Here is a 13724-nt window from a genome sequence, read left to right as displayed (position 1 = left end):
CTTGATCCATGCGTACCGCGTTTCAAGAGCAGCTGTCCTCGTTATCGGCACAGCTGGGTGAGATGTGCGGGTTGGCCGGTGCCGCAATGGAGCGGGCCACTCGCGCATTGCTGCAGGCCGATCTCGTCCTTGCCGAGCAGGTAATCACCGACCACGAGCAGATCACGGCGATGAGCTCGGCCGCCGAGGAGAACGCCTTCGCCATCCTGGCCCTGCAGGCGCCGGTGGCCGGCGACCTACGCGAGGTCGTGAGCAGCATCCAGATTGTTGCGGACGTCGACCGGATGGGCGCGCTGGCCCTGCATGTCGCCAAGATCGCCCGGCGCCGCCACCCCCAGCACGCCCTGCCGGAAGAGGTCAACGGATACTTCGCCGAAATGGGCCGTGTCGCCGTCGATTTGGGTAACAGCGCGCAGGAGGTACTGCTGACGCGCGACCCGGAGAAGGCCGCCCGCATCAACGAAGAAGACGATGCGATGGACGACCTGCACCGGCACCTGTTCTCGGTGTTGATGGACCGCGAGTGGAGGCACGGCGTGGCCGCCGCCGTCGACGTGACGCTGCTGGGCAGGTTCTACGAGCGATTCGCCGACCACGCCGTTGAGGTCGCCCGCCGGGTCATCTTCCAGGTGACCGGAAGCCTGCCGCCGGAGGGCACCGATCACGCGCTCACCTAGGCGCGATGCAACAGGCTAGGGCACCAGGACGATCTTTCCGCGGGTGTGACGGCGCTCCAGGATTTCGTACGCACGCCGCACCTCCTCCAACGGAATGATTTGGTCGACAAGGACTTCGAGCTTGCCCGCGGTGATCAGGTCGGCCAGTGCGGCGAGTACTCGCGCCGAAGACCCCTCGGCGTTGCCCACGCTCTGCACACCGAATCGATCGACTGCCGCGAAGTCGATGATGGTATCGACACGTCGTGCATCCACCCCGAGCTCGTTGACGGCCAGCTCAACATAGCCGCCCCCGAAGAAGTCGAGGAAGGCATCGACCCGCCCCGGCGCCGCTGCCGCTTTGATCCGGTCGGCCAGTCCATCGCCGTAGTTGACCGGGATGACGCCGTGCGCGGTGAGCCACTCGTCGTTACCCGGGCCGGCGATGCCTATCACCGTGGCGCCGGCGGCCTTGGCGAGTTGCACGGCGAGGGTTCCCACTCCACCGGCCGCCCCCGCGACGGCGACCACGTCACCGGGCTTCACGTCGACCGAGCCAACCGCGGCGTACGCCGTGGTTCCTGCGACGAAGAGGCTGCCCGCGACTTCCCATGACAGACCCGCGGGCTTGGCGACCAGCTGATCAACCGGAACCGCAACCAGCTCTGCATGACTGGCACGATCGTCCGTATAGCCGAACACCTCGTCGCCGGGCTGGAACGCATCGACTCCCGGGCCGGACTCAAGGACCAGGCCCGCCAGGTCGCTGCCTTGTCCGGACGGAAAGGTCGCCGGAAATCGATCGTGCAGGGCACCCTTGCGAATCATCGCCTCACCGGGATTGATACCCGCGGCGCGCACCTGAACCAATACCCGGCCGTCGGCCGGGACCGGCCTTGGCACATCTCTGACCTCAAGAACGTTGATATCGCCGTACCGATCGAACTGCACCGCTTTCACCATGCTGATGTCAACCGCCTTTACTCATGCCGCTATTCCCCTGCCGCCGGGTGCGCGCTATCGATAGAGGGTGCCCACCCACGGCTGCGTACAGAACTGATGCGCCGCAGTCGCTGGATCTATCCCGGCAGACCGCATCGCGGCCTGTCGCTCGGCCAGGCTTCCGAGTGGATAGTCATTGGTGCTGACGGTGCAATCGACATTTCCGTTACGTATCCACTCCCCACGATCGTCAGGGAACCGCGGGAGATCGGCGACCTGCACGTCGAGGGTGATCGCCTTCACGAGTTTGTCTGCGTCCCAACGGTATAGGGACACAACTCCCGAGGCAGCGCTCGAGTGGGCGTAGTTGCCGAAGAATCCCACGGCCGACCTGTAGAACCTCCGGAAGCCAAACAGCTCGCCGGCCCGGACAAACTGCTGACCGGATAACCGCCACACCGCCATGGGTTCACCGCCCGTGCCGCCCCGACCGACGATCACCAGCAGCACCGGGTTCCCGCTCTTGTCGATGTCCTGCAGCAGCGGTACGGCACCGGACTCACCGATCTGATCGGTGGGCTCGCGGAACTCCTGTGTCGTCAGTCCATCGCTGCGCAGATTGAACGACCACGCCGGGTCGCTCGACACGGTGATCGTCCGGTTCTCATCGACCACCAACTCACACCGTATGTGTTGATCGCGCAGCGGCGGTTTGTAGGAGATGTCGACGGTCTGGCACGACGGCAACTCTTGTCGCGCAACAGAAGTAGTGGTCGATGGGGAGGCAGCCGATGGGGTCTGCTCTCGGGAGCCACCCGTCCCACATCCGCTCACCAGGACAGCCAGCGTCACCACCATCACACCGAGCCGCCGCTTCACGAGGAGATACTGGCAGATTTCCTCGTGTACGGGCGGTTCGGCGGGGTGGAAACTATCCGAAGCGTCCGGAGATGTAGTCCTCGGTGGCCTTCTGGGTCGGGTTCGAGAAGATCTTCTCCGTGTCGTCGAGCTCCACCAACATGCCCGGCTTACCGGCGGCCTCCAGATTGAAGAAGGCGGTCTGATCGCTGACGCGCGCGGCCTGCTGCATGTTGTGCGTGACGATGACGATGGTGAACTCCTGCTTGAGCTCGGAGATCAGATCCTCGATGGCCAGCGTGGAGATGGGATCCAATGCCGAGCAGGGTTCGTCCATCAGCAGCACATCCGGTTGCACCGCAATGGCTCTGGCAATGCACAGACGCTGCTGCTGGCCGCCGGAAAGCCCGCCACCCGGGCGGTCGAGGCGGTCCTTGACCTCGTTCCATAGGTTTGCGCCCTGTAGCGAGCGCTCGGCGACCTCGTCGAGCGTCTTCTTGCTGCGCACCCCCTGCAACCGCAGGCCTGCCACCACGTTGTCGCGAATCGACATGGTGGGAAACGGGTTCGGACGCTGGAACACCATGCCGATGGTTTTGCGCACCGACACCGGGTCAACCCCGGTGCCGTAGATGTCCGCACCGTCGAGGAGCACCGAACCCTCGACACGAGCGCCCGCGGTCACCTCGTGCATCCGGTTGAGGGTGCGCAGTACGGTCGACTTGCCGCAACCGGACGGGCCGATGAAGGCCGTCACGCTGCGAGGCGGAACCGACAGCGCCACATCCTGAACGGCGTGAAACTTGCCGTAGAAGATGTTGACGTCCTTCAGATCGAGACGCTTGGCCATGACTACCTTCCTAGACCTTTTTCGGCGCGAAGAAGCGCGAAATGAGTTTGGCGATCACGTTGAGAATCGCAACCAGCAGAATGAGGGTGAGCGCGGCGCCCCACAGCCGGGACTCGGCAAGTCCCACCACCGAGCCGCTGCGCTGGTCGAGCATCATGCCGGGCAGCGAGGCCATTTCCCCGCCGAACATGTCGAAGTTGATCAGCTTGCTGTAGCCGACCAACACCAGCAGGGGCGCGGTTTCGCCCATGACACGAGCCAGCGCCAACATCACACCGGTGACCACACCCGAGAGTGCGGTAGGCAGCACGATGCGCGCGATCGTCTTCCACTTGGGCACCCCCAGCGCAAAGGACGCCTCACGCAGATCGTTCGGGACGATCTTGAGCATCTCCTCCGAGGAGCGCACCACCACCGGAATCATCAACAGCACCAAGGCAAGCGACACCGCAAGGCCCGACCGCGGCAGCCCGAGGGTGGCAACCCAAAGTGCATAGATGAAGAGCGCGGCGACGATAGACGGCACACCGGTGAGAATGTCGACCATGAAGGTGGTGACCTTGGCCAGCCGGGAGTTGGCGCCGTACTCGACGAGATAGATCGCCACGAAGATGCCGATAGGCACCGAGATGATCGCGCAGAACAATCCCTGGAACAGGGTGCCGATGATGGCGTGATAGGCGCCGCCACCCGCGATCCGGTTGGTCATCATGTTCTGCGACGTGAACCACCAGTCGTAGCTGAGGATCGCACCGAATCCGCGCTCGAACACCGTGTAAAGCACCCATACCAGCGGGATCAGGGCAACTACCACGGCAGCCGCGACCAGCACCGTGGCAATGGCGTTGGTGGCCTTGCGCCTCCGCGAGAGCGGGTGGAAGGCGGGTTCCTTGACGGGCCTGTCGAGTGTCGCGGTCATGCGCGGCCCTTTCCGCCGACGACGGCACGCGCCGCCGAGTTCACCACGAATGTCAGTACGAACAGCACCAGCCCGGCCGCGATGTACGCGCCTGCTTCCAGTTCGTTGTTGAATTCCGATGCGTTGGAGGCGATATGAGTGGCGAAGGTGCTGCCACTGTCGAACAGCGACCAGCCGAACGCCACCGAGGTACCCGACAGAATCAGCATCAACGCGATCGTCTCACCGAGCGCGCGACCGAGTCCCAGCATGGAACCGCTGATGTATCCGGAGGTGCCGAACGGGATGATGGTGGTACGCACCACTTCCCACTTGGTGGCGCCCAGGGCCAGCGCAGCCTCGATCTGCCCCTTGGGAGTCTGGATAAACACCTCGCGAGTAACCGCGGCGATGATCGGCAGGATCATCACCGCCAGCACGATGCCACCGGTGAATAGGTTGCCGCCGCCTCCGATGTTGACGGGGCTGTCAGCGAAGATCGGAATGAACCCGAGGTTCCTGTTGAGCCACAGGGCAATCGGCGCGATTGCCGGCGCCAGCACGTAGATGCCCCACAGGCCGTAGACGATGGAAGGAACCGCGGCCAGCAGATCAATGACGTAGGCCAGCGGTCCACGGACCCGCGCGGGCGCGTATTCGGTGAGGTAGATCGCGATGCCGAGTGCCACGGGCATGGCGAGCATGAGCGCAAAGACGGAGACGAAGACGGTCACCGAGAACAGGTCGAGAACACCGAACTGCATGTGCGCCGTGTTATCGGTGCGCCACGGTCCGTTGTAGAGGAAGAAGTTCTGGTCGTTGTTGTTCAGCGCCGGTACGGCACGCAGAATGAGGAAAACTGCCACCAACCCGATCAGGGCGACAACGAAAATCCCCGATCCCGTCGCGAGTCCGGAAAAGATGCGGTCGCCCGGGCGGGTTACCGCCTTGGCGGCCTTGGTGGGTGACTGATGATCGCCGTCGTCGCTCATGGGTAGTGACGTCTCCTCCGAGACCGTTCGGTCATGATCCGCCCGACTGGCTATCCCCACCGGATCGATCCCGCTGGTCTGGCTGCTCATTGATCTCGCTGTCTATGTGGTTGATGGTACGTCCCCACCCGGGACGCTGTAGCTCGCCGGGTGGGGACGTATCCGCTGCTAGGAGATGGCCTTGATGGCCGTCTCGAGGCGAGACTTGAACTGCGTGGGCAGCGGGGCGTAGCCGACGTCGGCCAGACCCTTCTGTCCCTGGTTCACCGCGACCGTCAGGAACGACTTCACCGCGGCCGCGACCTCGGCGTCCTTGTATCCCTTAGAGCAGACGATCTCGTAGGTGGCCAGCACGATCGGGTACGCGCCTGCGGTCTTGGTCCCGTAGATCGAGGCCAGGTCCAGCTTGAGGTCATTGCCCTCACCCGCGAACTTGGCGGTCTCTACCGAAGCCGCGGCGGTCTCGGCGGTCAGCGCCACGGCGCCGGCACCGCTGTCGATCTGGGCGTACGGCATCTTGAGGTCGTCGGCGTAACCCTTCTCCACATAGGTGATGGCACCGGGCAGGCTCTTAACCTTCTCGGCCACACCCGAGGACTTCTCGGCACTCTCACCGGCGCCGCCCTCCCAGGTGCCGCTGCTGCCCTTGGTCCAGCTCTCCGGGGCAGCGGTGGTCAGGTACTTGCCGAAGTTCTCGCTGGTGCCCGACTTGTCCTTGCGGTACACGGGAGTGACCTTGGTGTCCGGCAGGGTGACGCCCGGGTTGAGGGTGGCTAGCTCCGGGTCGTTCCAGGTGGTGATAGCGCCGGTGAAGATCTTGGCGGCGGCATCGGCGTTCAAGACCAGCTTGTCGACACCGGGAATGTTGTATGCCAAGGCAATTGGGCCGAAGACCAGGGGCAGGTTCCATGCCTCGTTGCCGCCGCAGCGCTCCTTGGCCTTGGCCGCCTCCTCCTCGCTCAGCGCCGAGTCGGAGCCGCCGATGTCGACCTGTGCGGCGATGAAGTTGTCGCGTCCCTTGCCTGATCCGGTGGGGTTGTAGTTGATCGACTTTCCGGGGCAGGCGGTCGAGTACTCGTTCGCGAAGATGTCGAACGCGTTCTTCTGCGCCGACGAGCCCTCGGCGCTCAGCTTGGACTTGCCCGCGCAGTCGCCCGAGGCGGAAGCGGAGCCCGAGGTGCTGGACGAACCCCCGGTGGTGTTATCGCTACCGCAGGCGGCAAGGCTTGCGGACAGTGCGATCGCGGCGGTCGCCGCGAAAATCCTGGTGCCGGTGCTCTTGAGGTTCACGGCTCTCGCTTTCTCGCATGAGTGAGGGAAGAACGTCGGTGATGGAGTTGGATCTACTTACGCGCACCCCGGAAACTAAAGGCAGACGATGGACGGGTACCCGCCCGCAGGTGAACGGGAAATGAACTCACAGACTTGACAGTGCGGTCGTTATCGCAGGTAAACGCCTGTGTCAGGCGCGGCCATAGGCGGCATCGGTGAGCGATACCGCAAATCCCAGCCGTTCGTAGGTCCGCAGGGCCGCAGCGTTGTCCGACTCGACGTACAGCAGCACGGTGTCCAGCCCGGTGTGCGCCAGATGATGCAACCCCACCAGCGTCAGCAGGTGACCCAATCCGCGGCCTTGCGCGGCGGGATCGACACCGACGACGTACACCTCGCCGACTCCAGGCTTATCCAAATGCCCTTTTGTCCAATGGAACCCGAGAAGGTCACCGGTCTGCGCATCGTGAGCGAGGAACAGCCCGCGCGGATCGAACCAGGGTTCGGCGAACCGCCCGGCGAGATCCTCCTGCGTCCAGCCGCCTTGTTCCGGATGCCAGGAGAATGCCGCGTTGTTGACCCGCAACAGCTCCGAATCGTCTTGTGGTCCCTCGTAATAACGAATGACGACGCTCGGGTCGGCGGCGACCGCGGGCAGCTCGGCAAGGGCGCGGCGCATCTGATGCAGCCGCCGCAGTGCGACAAGCCCCATCTTGGCGGCCACCGCCTGAGCCGCCGGCAGGTCACCGTGCGCCCAGATGCGGAGGCCCTCACCGCCTTCGACGAGTGCCTGCCTGACCATCGCCGAACCGATTCCGCGGTGCCGGGCCGCCGGCGCGACCACCAATTCGGCCATAGCCATTGCATTCTCGTCGGCATTTTCGTCGGGAGAGACCAGGTTGAGGTACGCCGCCACCTCGTCCCCGTCCTCGACGATCAGGTGCCTGGATGCGGTTCCGCGTAGCGCGCGCAGCACCTGCTCCCCCACCGGGGCAATACCGTCGGCGCGAGTGGCCTCGACAATCAACTCTCGTATCTGGAGTTGGCGCTGATCATCGAGAAGCGGGACCCATTCGGTCATACCGCCACGCTAGTCGGCGGGACTCACCCGCCCGAATCACACCGCGGTGATGGTTCCCGGTTCAGCAGCGATGTCCTCGTCCGCGGCGTCATCCAGGTCGGCATCGACACGGGAAGCTTGTGGGCCCTCGGGTTCCCCCTTTGCGCGCGGCGGCCGCACCGCCTTGTAGCCGACGTTGCGCACCGTGCCGATAAGCGATTCGTACTCGCCGCCGAGCTTTGCACGCAGCCGTCGTACGTGGACGTCCACGGTGCGGGTACCGCCAAAGAAGTCGTATCCCCAAACCTCTTGAAGTAACTGAGCCCTGGTGAACACCCGGCCGGCATGCTGCGCCAGGTATTTGAGCAGCTCGAACTCCTTGTAGGTGAGATCGAGCGGGCGACCGCGCAGCCGCGCGGTGTAGGTGCCCTCGTCGATGACCAGCTCACCGAGAATCACCTTGCTGGCGTTCTCCACGTTAACCGCCCCCGCGCGGCGACCCACCAGTAGACGCAGCCGCGCATCGATCTCGGCGGGGCCGGTACCCGGCAGCAGAATGTCGTCCAGACCCCAGTCGACGTTGACCGCCACCAGGCTGCCCTCGTTGACCACCGCGACCACCGGAACCGAGGATCCGGCCGCACCAAGCAGCCGGCACAGTCCGCGCGCGGAGGCCAGATCGGTACGCGCGTCGACGATTGCGACGTCCGCCGAGCCCGCCTCCAACAGCGAAGACACCTCACTGGGCACCGGTCGCACGGTATGGGCGAGCAGCGCCAAGGACGGCAGCACCGCATCCGGATGTGGGTCAGCGGTCAACAGCAACAGGTCCAACGAGCCCTCCAACACCCGGGTGCTTCGGTCTCCAGGTGTTCCATAATGTACCGCGCCACCTGCTGATAAGCCCGGTCGAGGACAGTGGACGCGCGGCGATGCGCCAGAATACGCAGATGCGCAAACCCCTGATCGCCACCATCGCAGCGGTATGTGCACTGGCAATCGTGGCCACCGGCACCGATTTCGGATTCGCGATCTACGCCGAATACCGGCTGTCCCGGACCCTGCGCGCCGAGGCGAACCTGAGCTCCGATCCGTCGGTGGCGATCCTGGTGTTCCCGTTCATTCCCCAGGCCACCGCGCACCGGTACAAGGAAGTGGAGATCAAGGCGCACGGCGTGGACCACGCGGAGACCGGAAAGGCGACCCTGGAAGGCACGCTCCACGGCATCGACATCTCCAAGTCGTCCTGGCTCATCCGCCCCGACTCCCCGCTGCACGTGGACAGGGTGGAGAGCCGGATCATCATCGACTCCACTCACCTGGGCCGATTCATGGGAATCAACGACCTCGCCGTCGAACCTCCTCCCAAGGAGCAGAACGACGCCACCGGCGGCACCACCGAGTCGGGCATCTCGACAGGAACCGGGCTGCTGTTCACCGGAACCCCGAAGTCGGGCGAGTTTGATCAGAAGGTGACGGTGTCCGTCGACGTCTCCGTCGGTGGCCCGAACAAGACTGACCTGCAGTTGGTGGCTACCTCCGTGGTTACCGGCCCGGGAACGGCCGATCGCGATGTGCCCGAGGACCAGCAAGCGGGTGTGTTCGCCGCGTTCACCAAGGTCGTCCCGCGACAGAAGCTTCCGTTCGCGATCGAACCGACACGGGTCGGCGCGCGTGGATCAGATGTGATCATCGAAGGTATCGCCAAGGGAGTAACGATCTCCCTGGACGCGTTCAAGCAGTCATGACTGCATTGCTTGCTCTTCCCGCAAGCGGATCATCGCCGGGTCTCGTCACCGCCGTGGTCGCGATAGCGGTTGCGCTCTTGGCGTCGAGCATCATCGCGGTCGCCATCAAGAGCCGGTCGGGAAAGCTGCGCGCCGGCAACGGTGGTCCAGGCGGCGTCACCGCTCCGGCTGGCATCGAACTGTCGCCGACGGGACCCACGATCGTGCACTTCAGTGCGGCGTGGTGCGGGCCGTGCGCCTCGGTACGGCGGGTAGTTGACCAGGTGGTGGCGGGAGCGCCCGAGGTAGGTCACGTCGAGGTCGATATCGATACCAACCCGGATGCTGCCCGGGAACTCTCGGTGCTTTCGCTGCCGACGACGTTCATCTTCGACGCGGCCGGGCGTCAGGCCTATCGGGTGTCCGGCGTGCCCAAGGCCGCCGACCTGCGCACTGCGCTGCAGGGCTTAACGCAGCCGGGGTAAACTCGTCGCCGTGCAAGCCCGCCTTGAGCCGATGCTCACCAAACGACGCGCCGTCGATCTGTGCCGCGTCGCGGGCTGCTGCTGTTGTTGCTGCTGATCGCGGCCGTGTATGCGCTGTGTGCGCCTCCGGTTGCAACTAGGTGAAGCCATGCCCGCCACCCTCAGGAGCACATCCCATGACCAACACATCCTCTGCCCAGCCCGATGGTCTTCGCGCAAGCGGCTCATCACCAAGTCAGGTTGACGTCCGCGGACCCCGCTTCGCCGCCTGGGTCACCACTACCGTTCTCATCGTCACCCTGGCCGTTTCCGCCGTGTCGCCGGCGACGGCGGGGGCGATCCTGGGACTTCAAGCGGTGGTGTTCGCGATCGGCGCGCTACTCGGCCCGCATCGCGCGCCCTACGGAACGATCTTCCGGACGCTGATCCAGCCGCGGCTGAGCCCGGTGACCGAACGCGAGCCCATCCCGCCGCTGCAGTTCGCGCAGCTACTCGGCTTCACCTTTGCCGCGATCGGCGCCGTGGGTTTCGCGACCGGTGTCACGCTGCTCGGCGTGGTCGCGACCGCCTTCGCGCTCGGTGCGGCCTTCCTGAACGCTGCCTTCGGCATCTGCCTGGGCTGCCAGCTGTACCCCCTCGTTACCCGTTTTCGACACACACAACCGTCGGCCCAGTAGTCCGACAAAACCACCGGAAGGAAACCCTGCATGGCACGCTCTGACGTACTGGTCTCCGCCCAATGGGCGCAAGACAACCTTTCCACTCCCAATACGGTGTTTGTGGAGGTGGACGAGGACACCAGCGCGTACGACGTCGGCCACATCGAGGGCGCCGTCAGGCTGGACTGGAAGACCGATCTGCAGGACGCGGTCAAGCGTGACTTCGTCGATCAGCAGCAGTTCTCGAAGCTGCTGTCTGACAAGGGCATCGGCAATGACGACACCGTGGTCCTGTACGGCGGCAACAACAACTGGTTCGCCGCGTACGCCTACTGGTACTTCAAGCTGTACGGGCACCAGGACGTGAAGCTGCTCGACGGTGGCCGCAAGAAGTGGGAGCTGGACGGCCGCGCACTGTCCACCGACATCGTCTCGCGGCCCGCGACGTCCTACCAGGCCGTCGCACCCGACAACTCCATCCGTGCCTTCCGCGACGAAGTGATCGCCGCGATCGGTGTCAAGAACCTGGTGGACGTGCGTTCGCCCGACGAGTTCTCCGGCAAGATCTTGGCCCCCGCGCACCTTCCGCAGGAGCAGAGCCAGCGCCCCGGACACATCCCCGGCGCCATCAATGTCCCGTGGAGCAAGGCGGCCCAGGAAGACGGCACCTTCAAGTCGGATGAGGAGCTGGCCAAGCTCTACGCCGACGCGGGACTGGACGGCGAGAAGGAAACCATCGCGTACTGCCGCATCGGTGAGCGTTCCTCGCACACCTGGTTCGTGTTGCAGGAGCTCCTGGGGCACCAGAACGTGACGAACTACGACGGCAGTTGGACCGAATACGGCTCCCTGGTGGGAGCCCCGATCGAGTTGGGAAGCTAGTTATGTGCAGTGCACCGAAGCAGGGCCTGGCCATTCCGGCGGGCGTTGACGTGGAGAAGGAAACCGTGATCACCGGCCGCGTGGTCGATGGCAACGGTCAGACCGTTGGCGGCGCCTTTGTGCGTCTGCTGGATTCCTCGGATGAGTTCACCGCTGAAGTGGTGGCCTCGGCGACCGGCGACTTCCGGTTCTTCGCCGCACCGGGCGACTGGACCCTGCGGGCCCTGTCGTCCGCCGGGAACGGCACCGCGACGGTGAGCCCGACCGGCGCCGGCATCCACGAGGTCGACATCAAGATCGAAAGCTGAGCGGCTAGACCTTTCGCTCCAGAAGGCACTCAGGTACGGATTCAGCCCGAATCTTGTACCTGAGTGCCTTCTCGCGTTTGTAGCTCAGTAGGTCCAGCTGCCGGACGGCTGCACGACGAACCCGTGCTCGCCGTAATGCCGGTCCGGCGGGTCCGGAGTGTCCTTGGGCCAGGAGTCGGGTTTCTTGGCCCGGCAGGCCAACGCGTCGTCGGCAAGCACGGCACACACGACGCCGTTGCCCGGCGCGATCTTTGAGCCGGTGGGCAGCAGCGGATACTCGTTGACGCCGCCGGGGTGGGGGTCATCGCGACGGATCGTCCCGTTGCCGGTCAGCGCCACCGACACCGTGTTCATATCCGGCCGCGCGCCGGGAAGTGCGCCGCTGCACGACACTCCGATTTCAGCGATCATCGCGTCCCAGCAGGTAAGTCCGCCGGGAGTGCTGAATACCCACCCCGACATGCTGGGGTGCGCTCCGATCACCCGGTACTCGCCGACATCCACGGCCGGGTACGAGTCGACATCGGGGAAGTTAGCGGGCTGAGCGTTCGCTGCCGGAGCCGCGACAAACCCTGCAGATACCGCGATGGACACTAAAAGCGCAGATACCACTCGTCTTGGCAAGAACATCACACCCATCTCTCGGGGTTGCTGGCCCCGACGTTACCCGGCGAGGTGTGGGTCACACCGTTATCCCAGGTAGGCTCTCTGCTCGTGGTGCTCTTCTTCGAGATCATGTTGGTAGCCGCGGTGCTTGTCATCACCTGGTTCGCGCTGTACGCGCTGTACCGGCTGATCACCGACGAGTCGTGACGGAACCGGATCCGACCGCCGCCGAGTCGCGGCCATCGGTGGGCAGGAATCTCCCCACCTTTCAAGACCTGCCGATCCCGGCCGATACCGCGAATCTGCGCGAGGGCCCGGGTCTCCATGACGCGTTGCTCGCGCTGCTACCGCTGGTCGGCGTGTGGCGTGGCGAGGGCGAAGGCAGGGACGCCGACGGTGACTATCGGTTCGGTCAGCAGATCATCGTCTCGCACGACGGCAGCGACTACCTCACCTGGGATTCCCGGTCGTGGCGGCTAGATGCTGAGGGGCAGTTCGAGCGGTTGACGCTACGCGAGAGCGGGTTCTGGCGATTCGCCCCAGATCCGGACGACCCCGACGAGAAACAGGCCATCGAGCTGGTGCTGGCGCATGCCGCTGGTTTCGTCGAGCTGTTCTACGGCCAACCCCGCAATGCCTCGTCATGGGAATTGGTGACCGACGCGCTGGCCCGCAGCAAGTCCGGGGCATTGATCGGTGGTGCCAAGCGCCTGTACGGCATCGTCGACGGTGGCGACCTGGCCTATGTCGAGGAGCGGGTGGGGCCCGACGGCGGCCTCGCGCCGCATTTGTCGGCGCGGCTATCGCGGTTCGTGGGCTAGAACCTTCTCCCCCCGCTCCTAGTCTTTTGCGGCGGAACGAAAAACGTCTTCGATATCCTGGCGCGTCACCATGGGGCCCGGTAGCGGCTGATCGCTCGGTGCGCGCAAGCCGCGTACGAAAAGCTCGACCTGACGCTGCGCAACTACCGGGAAATCCGCGCCGACAGGCACGGGCTGGGTCACTAGTGCGCCGAACATCATGACATCGCTTGCGTTCACATCGGCGTTCACGCTTCCGGTGATCCGACCGTCCTCGAGGAATTGTTCGAGCACGGTATCGAGCTCGAGCCGGGCGGCCACCGCCGCCTGGTCTACCAGCGGAGGAGCCCACCGCAGTGGCAGCACTAGTTGAGGTCCGAGCCGTAAGCATTCATACAGATAGGTCCTAATCGCATCGGCACCGGTCTCCCCGGAATGCCGGATTCGCTCGAGTGTCGCAATCAGCTGCCCGTAAGCGCGAAGTTCCAGGGAGTGCATGAGCGCGGCGCGATCCGGCCACGTGCGATAAAGGGTGGCCACACCGACACCCGCGACTGACGCGATCTCGGCCATCGGCACGTTGGGGCCTCGCTCGCACATCAGCTCTGCGGCGATGGCGATGATCTTTTCGCGATTCACGAGTGCATCACTTCGTACCGCGCGCTGGCGCCGTGGCGCCGCCGATCCTGTGCTGGCCATCGATTCGAGTCTCACATAGCGCCCGGAATG

18 protein-coding genes are annotated in these 13724 nt (G+C 64.7%); 8 read left to right on the top strand and 10 right to left on the bottom strand.

What is annotated here, in order from left to right; translation table 11 throughout:
- Nucleotides 1-8 precede the first annotated feature (8 nt).
- Nucleotides 9-677 carry a phosphate signaling complex protein PhoU gene (phoU, locus tag FZI91_RS22310; RefSeq protein ID WP_155941293.1) on the top strand — a complete coding sequence of 223 codons (669 nt, stop codon included), beginning with the start codon at nucleotides 9-11 and terminating at the stop codon, nucleotides 675-677.
- Between the two features lie 15 nt (nucleotides 678-692).
- On the opposite strand, the gene FZI91_RS22305 is transcribed toward phoU, so the two are convergent.
- The 8 genes from FZI91_RS22305 to FZI91_RS22270 all read right to left on the bottom strand — a co-directional run bounded on the left by FZI91_RS22305 (nucleotide 693) and on the right by FZI91_RS22270 (nucleotide 8362).
- Nucleotides 693-1619, bottom strand: a complete 927-nt coding sequence (locus tag FZI91_RS22305; RefSeq protein WP_155941292.1) for an NADP-dependent oxidoreductase — start codon at nucleotides 1617-1619, stop codon at nucleotides 693-695.
- 54 nt (nucleotides 1620-1673) lie between these two features.
- A complete protein-coding gene (locus FZI91_RS22300; RefSeq protein WP_155941291.1) occupies nucleotides 1674-2477 on the bottom strand; it encodes a hypothetical protein in 804 nt (267 codons plus the stop codon).
- Between the two features lie 52 nt (nucleotides 2478-2529).
- On the bottom strand, nucleotides 2530-3306 hold the full coding sequence (pstB, locus tag FZI91_RS22295) for a phosphate ABC transporter ATP-binding protein PstB (RefSeq protein ID WP_155941290.1): 777 nt from the start codon (nucleotides 3304-3306) through the stop codon (nucleotides 2530-2532).
- 10 nt (nucleotides 3307-3316) lie between these two features.
- Nucleotides 3317-4225, bottom strand: coding sequence for a phosphate ABC transporter permease PstA (gene pstA / locus FZI91_RS22290; RefSeq protein WP_155941289.1), 909 nt, complete (start codon nucleotides 4223-4225; stop codon nucleotides 3317-3319).
- Nucleotides 4222-5286 (bottom strand): phosphate ABC transporter permease subunit PstC, encoded by a 1065-nt coding sequence (gene pstC / locus FZI91_RS22285; protein WP_155941288.1) that lies wholly within the window; start codon nucleotides 5284-5286, stop codon nucleotides 4222-4224. Before pstC ends, pstA begins: the two co-directional genes overlap by 4 nt.
- 78 nt (nucleotides 5287-5364) lie before the next feature.
- Nucleotides 5365-6486 carry a phosphate ABC transporter substrate-binding protein PstS gene (gene pstS / locus FZI91_RS22280; protein ID WP_162525521.1) on the bottom strand — a complete coding sequence of 374 codons (1122 nt, stop codon included), beginning with the start codon at nucleotides 6484-6486 and terminating at the stop codon, nucleotides 5365-5367.
- Nucleotides 6487-6658: 172 nt separating this feature from the next.
- On the bottom strand, nucleotides 6659-7549 hold the full coding sequence (gene mshD / locus FZI91_RS22275) for a mycothiol synthase (RefSeq protein WP_155941287.1): 891 nt from the start codon (nucleotides 7547-7549) through the stop codon (nucleotides 6659-6661).
- 36 nt (nucleotides 7550-7585) lie between these two features.
- Entirely contained in the window at nucleotides 7586-8362 is a 777-nt protein-coding gene (locus FZI91_RS22270) for a response regulator transcription factor (RefSeq protein ID WP_155941286.1), read from the bottom strand.
- A 98-nt stretch (nucleotides 8363-8460) separates the two neighbouring features.
- On the opposite strand from FZI91_RS22270, the gene lmeA reads away from it, so the two are divergent.
- The 6 genes from lmeA (at nucleotide 8461) to FZI91_RS22245 (ending at nucleotide 11589) form a co-directional block, all read left to right on the top strand.
- Nucleotides 8461-9276, top strand: coding sequence for a mannan chain length control protein LmeA (lmeA, locus tag FZI91_RS22265; RefSeq protein ID WP_162525520.1), 816 nt, complete (start codon nucleotides 8461-8463; stop codon nucleotides 9274-9276).
- Nucleotides 9273-9740 carry a thioredoxin family protein gene (locus FZI91_RS22260; protein ID WP_155941284.1) on the top strand — a complete coding sequence of 156 codons (468 nt, stop codon included), beginning with the start codon at nucleotides 9273-9275 and terminating at the stop codon, nucleotides 9738-9740. The genes lmeA and FZI91_RS22260 overlap by 4 nt, the downstream gene beginning before the upstream one ends.
- Nucleotides 9741-9750: 10 nt before the next feature.
- The gene (locus tag FZI91_RS24375; RefSeq protein ID WP_353615267.1) at nucleotides 9751-9837 is read left to right on the top strand and encodes an Ms5788A family Cys-rich leader peptide; all 87 of its coding nucleotides are present in this window, start codon (nucleotides 9751-9753) and stop codon (nucleotides 9835-9837) included.
- Between the two features lie 79 nt (nucleotides 9838-9916).
- Entirely contained in the window at nucleotides 9917-10417 is a 501-nt protein-coding gene (locus FZI91_RS22255) for a DUF4395 domain-containing protein (protein WP_155941283.1), read from the top strand.
- Between the two features lie 30 nt (nucleotides 10418-10447).
- Nucleotides 10448-11281, top strand: coding sequence for a sulfurtransferase (locus tag FZI91_RS22250; protein WP_155941282.1), 834 nt, complete (start codon nucleotides 10448-10450; stop codon nucleotides 11279-11281).
- A gap of 2 nt (nucleotides 11282-11283) precedes the next feature.
- Nucleotides 11284-11589, top strand: coding sequence for a DUF1416 domain-containing protein (locus FZI91_RS22245; RefSeq protein WP_005064245.1), 306 nt, complete (start codon nucleotides 11284-11286; stop codon nucleotides 11587-11589).
- 84 nt (nucleotides 11590-11673) lie between these two features.
- On the opposite strand, the gene FZI91_RS22240 is transcribed toward FZI91_RS22245, so the two are convergent.
- Complete coding sequence (locus FZI91_RS22240) at nucleotides 11674-12183, bottom strand: hypothetical protein (protein ID WP_166548276.1); 510 nt, start codon at nucleotides 12181-12183, stop codon at nucleotides 11674-11676.
- A 215-nt stretch (nucleotides 12184-12398) separates the two neighbouring features.
- Here FZI91_RS22240 and FZI91_RS22230 point away from each other — a divergent pair, with 215 nt between their 5' ends.
- Nucleotides 12399-13016, top strand: coding sequence for an FABP family protein (locus tag FZI91_RS22230; protein WP_162525519.1), 618 nt, complete (start codon nucleotides 12399-12401; stop codon nucleotides 13014-13016).
- Between the two features lie 18 nt (nucleotides 13017-13034).
- On the opposite strand, the gene FZI91_RS22225 is transcribed toward FZI91_RS22230, so the two are convergent.
- Nucleotides 13035-13694: a TetR/AcrR family transcriptional regulator gene (locus FZI91_RS22225; RefSeq protein ID WP_155941280.1), complete on the bottom strand. Its 660-nt coding sequence runs from the start codon at nucleotides 13692-13694 to the stop codon at nucleotides 13035-13037.
- Between the last annotated feature and the right edge of the window lie 30 nt (nucleotides 13695-13724).

The organism is Mycobacteroides sp. CBMA 271 (assembly GCF_009729205.1).
In the GTDB taxonomy this organism is placed as follows: Bacteria; Actinomycetota; Actinomycetes; order Mycobacteriales; family Mycobacteriaceae; genus Mycobacterium.
This window is presented reverse-complemented; position numbering and strand designations above follow the sequence as displayed.

What these genes read in the sequence shown, in the direction of transcription:
- pstA (WP_155941289.1), bottom strand. Translation starts at nt 4,225, where the DNA reads ATGACCGCGACACTCGACAGGCCCGTCAAGGAACCCGCCTTCCACCCG.
- FZI91_RS22255 (WP_155941283.1), top strand. Translation starts at nt 9,917, where the DNA reads ATGACCAACACATCCTCTGCCCAGCCCGATGGTCTTCGCGCAAGCGGC.
- mshD (WP_155941287.1), bottom strand. Translation starts at nt 7,549, where the DNA reads ATGACCGAATGGGTCCCGCTTCTCGATGATCAGCGCCAACTCCAGATA.
- lmeA (WP_162525520.1), top strand. Translation starts at nt 8,461, where the DNA reads ATGCGCCAGAATACGCAGATGCGCAAACCCCTGATCGCCACCATCGCA.
- pstC (WP_155941288.1), bottom strand. Translation starts at nt 5,286, where the DNA reads ATGAGCAGCCAGACCAGCGGGATCGATCCGGTGGGGATAGCCAGTCGG.
- FZI91_RS22305 (WP_155941292.1), bottom strand. Translation starts at nt 1,619, where the DNA reads ATGGTGAAAGCGGTGCAGTTCGATCGGTACGGCGATATCAACGTTCTT.
- pstB (WP_155941290.1), bottom strand. Translation starts at nt 3,306, where the DNA reads ATGGCCAAGCGTCTCGATCTGAAGGACGTCAACATCTTCTACGGCAAG.
- FZI91_RS22225 (WP_155941280.1), bottom strand. Translation starts at nt 13,694, where the DNA reads ATGGCCAGCACAGGATCGGCGGCGCCACGGCGCCAGCGCGCGGTACGA.
- FZI91_RS22245 (WP_005064245.1), top strand. Translation starts at nt 11,284, where the DNA reads ATGTGCAGTGCACCGAAGCAGGGCCTGGCCATTCCGGCGGGCGTTGAC.
- phoU (WP_155941293.1), top strand. Translation starts at nt 9, where the DNA reads ATGCGTACCGCGTTTCAAGAGCAGCTGTCCTCGTTATCGGCACAGCTG.
- FZI91_RS22250 (WP_155941282.1), top strand. Translation starts at nt 10,448, where the DNA reads ATGGCACGCTCTGACGTACTGGTCTCCGCCCAATGGGCGCAAGACAAC.
- FZI91_RS22260 (WP_155941284.1), top strand. Translation starts at nt 9,273, where the DNA reads ATGACTGCATTGCTTGCTCTTCCCGCAAGCGGATCATCGCCGGGTCTC.